This window comes from Micromonospora rosaria (assembly GCF_001567585.1).
In the GTDB taxonomy this organism is placed as follows: Bacteria; Actinomycetota; Actinomycetes; order Mycobacteriales; family Micromonosporaceae; genus Micromonospora; species Micromonospora rosaria.
Window position 1 is genome coordinate 1 of the sequence record NZ_LRQV01000208.1, and the last position, 7,980, is coordinate 7,980.

Sequence of the window (7,980 nt, forward strand, 5' to 3'; positions counted from 1 at the left end):
GGAGGGCAGGTGGGAGCTGCCGCGGTGGACCGCAGCGGTGAAGTTGGCGTGCACCGGGGCCGCCCGAGCGCGGGCGTCACCCCGGACGATGGTCGCCGGAGCCGGCGCAACGCGCGCCCGCCACGGCGTCGGCGACTACGAGGAGTCGTCGCCGGTGACCCGGCGGTGGGCGGCGCGGTGGGACCCCGATCCGGGACGTGCGTGGGGTCGGTGACGGCTCGGCCGCCCCGTCGTGGCGGCGGCCGGGGTGGTCGTCGGGGCGGGGACCGCGTCGAGCGCGCCGGCGGTGTCCACCCCGAACGGTTTGCGTCTCATCAGTCTCTCCCCTGCTGTGGTAGCGGCGCGGACACCGCCCTCCGGCCCGCACTCGCCAGTGACGCCGCTCGATGCACTCCCGCCTGACCCCACAATGAAACATCAATGTAACCCAATGGTAGGAAAGCGTTTTCCGAGATTGCAAGACCTAGTGTTTGCAGGTTTTTTGCAGTGCTCAGGGCGGCGACACGGTCACTGTTCGCAGCGGTGCCGGAGCCCCTCCGACCCGGCAGCCGACGTGCGGGCAACGGCTGTCGGACGGCCGCCACCGCGGGCGGGGTCGAGCCGGTCAGGCGGGGCCGCCGGCCGCCCGGTAGGCATCGACAGCAGCGGATCGCGAGTGGACCTTCAGGCGCGCGTTGATCCCCCGGAGGTGGGCGTGCACGGTCCGCACGCTCACGCCCAGCTCCACCGCGATGGCGGCGTCGGAGCGGCCGCGCGCCACCGCCCGGAGGATCGCCGCCTGCCGGGCCGTGAGCAGCCCACCGGCGGTCGGGTCCGCCGCCGCCTGCGTCGCGCGTCGCCTGCTCAACGCCGCCTGCCGGGCCCGCAGCCGGCGCCCCGGGTCGGCGCACCCGTCGAGGAGCAGCGCGGCCTCCCCCAACCAGCACCGGGCGACCTCCGCCCGGCCGGTGTCGAGCGCCACCTCCGTGAGCCCGAGGACGGCGTCGGCGGCGGTGATCCGGTCCGCGGCGGCGATCGAGAGGTCGCGGGCCTGCGTGTACCCGGTCACCGCCGCCTCGAGGGCGCCCGACCGGTGGTCCACCACGGCGCGGCACAGGGCCAGCACCCGCGCCGCGAACGGCGCGACCGCGAACCGGGACCCGAGCAGGGCGTCGGCCCGCGCGAGGTGCTCCCGGGCCGCCCCGAGGTCGGCCCGGTCGGCACGGACGCGGGCGAGCATCGCGTGCCCGGCGACCTCGGCGACGGTGTTGCGCATCGGGGTGGCCGACCGCACGATCGCGGTCAGCCGGAACTCGGCGTCGGCGTCGGTGCCGGCGTAGTAGGCCAGCCCGGCGAGGATGATCTCGCAGTTCGCCCGCTGCGTGACGTGCTCCGGCCCGTGCATCGCGTGGGCCCGCCGCGCCCCGCGCACCGCCCCGCCGACGTCGCCCCGCAACGCGGCGAGGGTGGCCCGGCCGAGGGCGATGCCGGCGTCGACCGACGGCAGCCCGTCGGGCAGCGCGCCCGCCCGGTGTGGCGCCGCCGCGGCGAGGGCGAGGGCCCGGTGCACGTCCCCGGTACGGCCCGCGTAGAGGCTCGCCGAGGCGTGCGCGAGCAGGAGCCGGGCGTCGGCGCGCAGGTGCTCCGGGGGCAGCCGGTCGAGCCAGCCGAGCACGGTCGAGGTGTGGCCGGTGTCGAGCATGCGCCAGTACGCGGTCGCGATCAGGTTGCCGGCGTCGACCCCGTCACCGGCCGCGAGCAGGTGCGCCACCGCGTGGTCCGGCATGCCGTGGTCGACGAACCACCGGGCGGCCCGCCGGTGGGCCCGGACGAGGTCCACGCCGTCGAGCGTCGCCGCCCGGCACAGCGCCTCCCGGAACAGGCGGTGGTACCGGAACCAGGCGCGACGCCGGTCGAGCGGCACGACGAAGACGCCCTCCCGGTCGAGGCGGGCCAGGTGTGCCGCGCCGCCCCCGCCGCCGGTGACGGCGTCGCAGAGGTGGCCGCCCAGCCGGTCGAGCACGGCGGTGTCGAGCAGGAACCGCCGCGTGGCGGCTGGCAGCGGGTCGAGGACCTCCTCGACCACGTAGTCGTACAGGTGGGAGTGGTCGCCGCCGAGTCGCTGGGCTGGCTGCGCGGCGGCGAACCACAGGGCGACCGGCCAGCCCTCCGCGCGCCGGACCGTGTCCTCGACGTGGCCGGTGGGCGCGCCGTCGAGCAGCGCGCGTGCCTCGTGGTCCGCGAAGGCGAGGTCCTCGACGCCGATCTCGGCGAGCACGCCCGCCGCGCGTAGGCGCGCGAGGGCGAAACCTGGTCGGGTACGGCCCGCGAGCAGGAGCCGTACCCGGGAGCGTCCGTGCAGGAGCAGGCCGAGGTCCGCGCAGACGGTCGGGGTGTCGGCGTGCTCGAAGGCGTCGAGGACCAGCACGACGTCCGCCGGTGCGTCCCGGCCCACGGCGGCCAGGGCCGCCAGCCACGCCCGGCGGTCGGTCGTCCCGGCGGGTGGCGGGGGCAACGCGGCGACCCGGTCGTCGACCTCGGCCAGCGCCTCGGTCACCCGGGCCCAGAACGCCGTCGGGTCGGCGCACCACGGGTCGAGGTCGGCCCGGACGATCCGGTCGCGCCGCGACGACGAGGCGATCCAGCCGTCCAGCCCGCGGGACTTGCCCCAGCCGGCGGGGGCCCGGACGACGGTCAGCCGGTGCCGCCAGGCGGCGGTCTCGAGCCGCCGGGCGAGCACCGGGCGGGGACGGGTCGGGCCGGTCATCACGAGGCAGCCTACGAGGACGGACAGCCCTCGGTGGACCGTGCCTCGACGCTGCCTAGGCAGTGCCGCCGGCCCGGCCGGAACTCCTTGTCGGGCCGACCGGTGGGGACGACGCTGTGCCGGGCGGTGACCCCACGCCGGCAGGACCGAGCCGGCGGCGCCGGCCCGGCGAAAGGACACCATGGACGACGTCACCTGGCTCGACGCGACCGGGCAGGCCCAGCTCGTACGCTCGGGTGAGATCAGCGCCCGGGAGCTCGTCGAGCACGCGATCGGGCGGATCGAGAGGCTGAACCCCGAGGTCAACGCGTTCATCCACACGAGCTTCGAGAAGGCGCGCACGGTCGCCGCGCGTGGCCCGACGGGGCCGTTCGCCGGGGTGCCCTTCGCCGTCAAGGACCTGTTCCAGCAGAGCGAGGGCGATCCCTACCACTACGGCACCCGGTTCCTGAAGGACCTCGACTGGCGGGCCCCCGCCGACACCTGGCTGGTGTCGAAGCTGCGGCAGGCCGGGTTCGTGCTCGTCGGTCGCACCAACACACCCGAGATCGGCGCGTGGACGACGACGGAGCCGGACTCGTACGGCCCCACCCGCAACCCGTGGGACCTCACCCGGTCGCCCGGCGGCTCCAGCGGTGGCTCCGCCGTCGCCGTCGCGACCGGCATGGTGCCGGCGGCCCACGCCAACGACGGGGGCGGTTCGGTCCGCATCCCGGCCAGCGCGACCGGCCTGGTCGGGCTGAAGCCGACCCGGGCGCGGATCTCGCTCGGCCCGGAGATCGGCGAGGCGTGGGCCGGCATGACGCACGAGTCCGCCCTCACCCGCTCCGTCCGCGACATCGCCGGCATCCTCGACGCCGTCGGCGGCATGGCCCCCGGTGACCCGTACACGGCACCGCCGCCGACGCGCCCGTACACGCACGAGGTCGGCGCGCCGGTCGGCCGGCTGCGCGTCGGTGTCCAGCTCGACCACCCGTCCCGCACCCTCGACCCGGAGGTCGTCGCGGCGGTCACGGCGACCGCCGGGCTGCTCGACGAGCTCGGGCACATCGTGGAGGTCGCCCGCCCGGCCGCCCTCGACGAGCCGCCGGCCGAGGCGCAGGTCCTGATGCCGGTGTTCCAGTACCTCGACATCGTGCGCTGGGGCCGGGCGATCGGCCGTCCGCTCACCGCCGACGATCTCGACCAGGACAACTGGGCGCTCGGCGGACACGGCAGGGACGTGTCCGCCGTCGCCTACCTCGACGGGCTCGCCGCGCTGCACGCGTGGTGCCGGCGGGTCGCCGCCTGGTGGAACCACGACGAGGAGGGCACCGGCGGCGGGCGCCGACCCGGCTACGACCTCCTGGTCACCCCGACCCTGCCCCGGCTCCCGGCGCGGCTCGGCGAGCTGCGGCCGGTACCGGGTCGGCCCCTGGCCGGTTTCCTGGCCTCGGGCGAGTACGTGAGCTTCACGTCCCCGTTCAACGCGACCGGGCAGCCGGCGATGTCGTTGCCGCTGCACTGGTCGGCCGACGGGCTGCCGGTCGGCGTGCAGTTCGTGGCCGCGTACGGCCGGGAGGACCTGCTCATCCGGCTCGCCTCGGTGCTGGAACAGGCCCGGCCGTGGGCGGACCGGCACCCGGCGTGCGCCGGGTAGCCGGCGCGGCGGTTCCGGTGGGCGACGGTGCCGTGGCCGGGGCCACGGCACCGTCACGGGTCACCGGGGGCTGCCGGTGACCGAGGTGCCGGACTTGGTGATCCGGTAGGTGGTCTTCGCTCCGCTCCAGAAGTGGAAGGTCAGGTCGACCGTCCCGTCGGTGACCTCGGCGAAGAACTCCGGCTTCAGGATGATGGTGCCGGCGGGGTAGTCGGGCTGGAAGTGCTGCCAGAACTCCTTGTAGGTGGTCCAGTTCGCCGGCCCGGCCGGAGGCGGTGCCGGAGCGGGTGGTCCAGCTCGCCCTGAAATGTCGTACACCCCCTGGTCCCGCCAGCGCAGGGTGCTGCGCTCCAGGAACTGCCCGGCGTCCCAGACCATGGTGGTCAGGTTCCGGAGCCGGGCGTGGTACCCGACCGCCTCCAGAAACATGAGGAACTCACCCCGCTCGATCACCCCGGGACGGTTGTGGTCCCAGGTGAGCAGGGCCCACTCCCCGATGATGACGGGGATGTCGCGCTCGACGAAGGTGGCGTGCACCCGGTCGAAGTTGCTGATCAGGTCCTGCTCGACGGTGGCGTCGTAGCGGGTGCCCCCGGCGATGTTGACGCTGAAGGGCCACCAGCCGTAGAAGTGGGTGGTCGCCGCGATCCGGGGGTCGTCCAGCTCCTCGATGGTGTCCGCCAGGGCGTCCAGCCGTTCCTGGTCACCGTTGGTGTGCAGGGGACACCGGCGGATCGGCATCGTCGCCGGACCGGACCGGATCCTGTGCTGCCGGGCCAGGCTCGACGGGTACCGCTCGGCGCTGGAGGCCGCCGGCCTGCCCGTCGGCCCGGACCTCGTCGCCCGGGCCCGGCTCACCACGGCCGACGGGCACACGGCGGCCCGCGCCCTGCTCCGCCGCCCCGACCGACCCACCGCGATCTTCGCCAGCAACGACCTGCAGGCGCTCGGGGTCTACCAGGCCGCCCGCGAGCTGGGGCTGCGGATCCCGGCGGAGCTGAGCGTGGTCGGCTTCGACGACCTGCCCATCGCCACCCTGGTCGACCCGCCCCTGACCACCGTGCACCAGCCCCTCGTCGAGATGGCCGTCGCCGCCACCGAACTGGCGCTCAATCTCGGCCGGGGTGACCACGCGCCGCAACGCCGCGTCGAACTCGCCACCACGCTCACCGTCCGGGGCAGCACCGCCCCGCCGCCGCGTACCTGACGGACAGCGACCGGACCCACCGGTCGCCGTGACCGGGATGACCGCCGGAACTTCCGCCCACACCGCGCCGACCACCCCTACGAGACCACCGTCCGAGGGGAACCGTCATGCCCAGCACCACCGTCCGCCGACCGCTGCGCCCTGCGGTCCTGCTCACCGCCGCCGTCCTGGCGGTCTCCGTCGCCGGCTGCGGGTCGTCCGACGACGGGGCGACCGCCACGCCCGGGTCCGCCCCGGCCGCGACGTCCGCCGCCCCGAGCGCCGCCGCCGGCGTGCTCGGCGTCCGGGACCCGTGGGTGAAGGCCGCCGACACGGGCATGACGGCGGCGTTCGGCACCCTCGTCAACGCCGGCGACACCGACGTGACCCTCACCGCCGTGACGACCGAGGTGTCCCCGATGGAACTGCACGAGATGACCATGAAAGACGGGAAGATGGTCATGCAGGCCAAGAAGGGCGGCATCGTCGTCAAGGCGCGGAGCGAGCACCTCCTGGAGCCCGGCGGGGACCACCTGATGCTCATGGATCTCCGGGAACCGGTGCGGGCCGGTGACGAGCTGACCTTCACCCTCACCTTCGCCGACGGCCGCACCCAGACGTTCACGGCGGTGGCGAAGCCGTTCACCGGCGCGCAGGAGAGCTACGCCCCGGGCCACGGTGAACCGATGCCGGGCACGAGCGCCACCCCCGGGCCGAGCACGAGCCCGGCCGCATGACCGGCACCTCCCCCGCCCGGCCGGTGAGCAGGCGGCGCCTGCTCACCGGCGGGGCCCTGGCCGCCGGTGGGGCGCTGTCCGGTGCCGCCGCGGTCACCGCGCTGCGCGCCGACGACGCCGACGTCCGCACCGCCCGGGCGGAGCCGGTGGCGCGGATCGGCGCCGCCGTCGAGCCGTTCCACGGCCCCCGCCAGGCGGGTGTCGCCACCGAGGCGCAGGCCCACGCCGCGTTCGTCGCGTTCACCCTGCGTCCCGGCACCGACCGGGCCGCGCTGGGCCGGATGCTGCGGCTGCTCTCCGACGACGCCGCCCGCCTCACCCAGGGCCGGCCCGCCCTCGCCGACACCGAACCGGAACTCGGTCTGCTGCCGGCCCGCCTCACGGTCACCTTCGGGTTCGGCCCCGGCCTCTACACCGCCGCCGGGGTCGACGACCGCCGGCCGCCGTCGGTGGCCGACCTCCCGGCCTTCCCCGTCGACCGGCTCCAGACCCGTTGGTCCGGCGGGGACCTGCTGCTGCAGATCTGCGCCGACGATCCGCTCACCGTCGCCCACGCCCAGCGGGTCCTGGTCAAGGACAGCCGTCCCTTCGCCACCGTCCGGTGGGTGCAGCAGGGCTTTCGCCGGGCCGCCGGCGCCGAACCCGGGCACACCCAGCGCAACCTGTTCGGTCAACTCGACGGCACCGCCAACCCCCGGCCCGGCGGACCGCTCGACACCGCCGTGTGGGTGCCCGACGGGCCGGACTGGCTGCGCGACAGCACCACGCTGGTGGTGCGGCGGATCAGCATGGACATGGAGACCTGGGACCTGCTCGGGCGCACCGACCGGGAACTGGCGGTCGGCCGCCGCCTGGACACCGGCGCGCCGTTGACCGGCACCGACGAGCACGACGAGCCCGACTTCGCCGCCGTCGGCCCCACCGGGCTCACCGTCATCCCCGACTTCGCGCACCTCACCCGGGCCCGGGTGGGCGAGGACCGGCTCCGGATCCTGCGCCGCCCCTACAACTACGACGGGGTACCCGCCGCCGACGGCACCGCCGACAGTGGTCTGGTCTTCGCCTCGTACCAGGCCGACATCGCCCGGCAGTTCCTGCCCATCCAACGTCGGCTGGCCGAGCAGGACCTGCTCAACGAGTGGACCACCCCGATCGGCTCGGCCGTCTTCGCCATCCCGCCCGGCTGCCCCGAGGGAGGCTGGGTCGGGCAGCAGCTACTCGCCTGACCAGGAGAACCGCTCCAAGATGCGTACCCGTGCCCGCCGTCCGACCGTTCGTGGCGTGGTCGTCGCCGCGCTGGCCGCCACGGCGCTGACGCTGGCGCCGGCCGCCCCCGCCGCCGCGCACAACACCCTGCAGTCCTCGACCCCCACCAGGGACGCCCGGCTCACCACCGCGCCGGCGCAGATCACGCTCCGGTTCCGGCAACCGCTGAACCCGGCCTTCACCACGATCGTGCTCAGCGACGCCGGCCAGCGCAGGGTCGCCACCGGCGAGCCGGCCGTCACCGGGCCGGACGGCAGCATCACCGTCGACCAGCCGCTGGGCAACGGCACCTACACCGTCGCGTACCGGGTCGTGTCCGCCGACGGGCACCCCGTGCAGGGGGCGTACCAGTTCACCGTCGCCGACCCCAGCGCGCCCGAGCCGACGGACGCCGCCCCGCCGCCGG

The 7,980-nt window shown here is 75.4% G+C and carries 8 protein-coding genes; 5 read left to right on the forward strand and 3 right to left on the reverse strand.

From position 1 onward, the window contains the following. Positions 1 to 135 precede the first annotated feature (135 nt). The gene (locus AWW66_RS34090; protein WP_157528175.1) at positions 136 to 315 is read right to left on the reverse strand and encodes a hypothetical protein; all 180 of its coding nucleotides are present in this window, start codon (positions 313 to 315) and stop codon (positions 136 to 138) included. Between the two features lie 289 nt (positions 316 to 604). After that, on the reverse strand, positions 605 to 2,746 hold the full coding sequence (locus tag AWW66_RS30350; RefSeq protein WP_067373708.1) for a helix-turn-helix transcriptional regulator: 2,142 nt from the start codon (positions 2,744 to 2,746) through the stop codon (positions 605 to 607). Positions 2,747 to 2,927: 181 nt separating this feature from the next. Between AWW66_RS30350 and AWW66_RS30355 the strand changes: the two genes are divergently transcribed. Then, the gene (locus AWW66_RS30355) at positions 2,928 to 4,385 is read left to right on the forward strand and encodes an amidase (protein ID WP_067373710.1); all 1,458 of its coding nucleotides are present in this window, start codon (positions 2,928 to 2,930) and stop codon (positions 4,383 to 4,385) included. Between the two features lie 60 nt (positions 4,386 to 4,445). On the opposite strand, the gene AWW66_RS30360 is transcribed toward AWW66_RS30355, so the two are convergent. Continuing rightward, positions 4,446 to 5,126, reverse strand: a complete 681-nt coding sequence (locus AWW66_RS30360) for a cellulase family glycosylhydrolase (protein WP_067373713.1) — start codon at positions 5,124 to 5,126, stop codon at positions 4,446 to 4,448. On the opposite strand from AWW66_RS30360, the gene AWW66_RS30365 reads away from it, so the two are divergent. From AWW66_RS30365 to AWW66_RS30380, 4 genes are all read left to right on the forward strand, one after another. Next, positions 5,098 to 5,592, forward strand: a complete 495-nt coding sequence (locus AWW66_RS30365; RefSeq protein ID WP_067373716.1) for a LacI family DNA-binding transcriptional regulator — start codon at positions 5,098 to 5,100, stop codon at positions 5,590 to 5,592. The genes AWW66_RS30360 and AWW66_RS30365 overlap by 29 nt on opposite strands. Positions 5,593 to 5,699: 107 nt before the next feature. Further along, positions 5,700 to 6,308 (forward strand): copper chaperone PCu(A)C, encoded by a 609-nt coding sequence (locus AWW66_RS30370; RefSeq protein WP_067373719.1) that lies wholly within the window; start codon positions 5,700 to 5,702, stop codon positions 6,306 to 6,308. Beyond that, positions 6,305 to 7,534 (forward strand): Dyp-type peroxidase, encoded by a 1,230-nt coding sequence (locus AWW66_RS30375; protein WP_067373721.1) that lies wholly within the window; start codon positions 6,305 to 6,307, stop codon positions 7,532 to 7,534. The genes AWW66_RS30370 and AWW66_RS30375 overlap by 4 nt, the downstream gene beginning before the upstream one ends. A gap of 19 nt (positions 7,535 to 7,553) precedes the next feature. Further along, positions 7,554 to 7,980: copper resistance CopC family protein (locus tag AWW66_RS30380; RefSeq protein ID WP_083979206.1), on the forward strand; the 427-nt coding region annotated here is incomplete at its 3' end.

Coding starts and splice junctions, on each gene's coding strand:
- AWW66_RS34090 (WP_157528175.1), bottom strand. CDS start 315: ATGAGACGCAAACCGTTCGGGGTGGACACCGCCGGCGCGCTCGACGCG.
- AWW66_RS30375 (WP_067373721.1), top strand. CDS start 6,305: ATGACCGGCACCTCCCCCGCCCGGCCGGTGAGCAGGCGGCGCCTGCTC.
- AWW66_RS30350 (WP_067373708.1), bottom strand. CDS start 2,746: ATGACCGGCCCGACCCGTCCCCGCCCGGTGCTCGCCCGGCGGCTCGAG.
- AWW66_RS30370 (WP_067373719.1), top strand. CDS start 5,700: ATGCCCAGCACCACCGTCCGCCGACCGCTGCGCCCTGCGGTCCTGCTC.
- AWW66_RS30355 (WP_067373710.1), top strand. CDS start 2,928: ATGGACGACGTCACCTGGCTCGACGCGACCGGGCAGGCCCAGCTCGTA.
- AWW66_RS30360 (WP_067373713.1), bottom strand. CDS start 5,126: ATGCCGATCCGCCGGTGTCCCCTGCACACCAACGGTGACCAGGAACGG.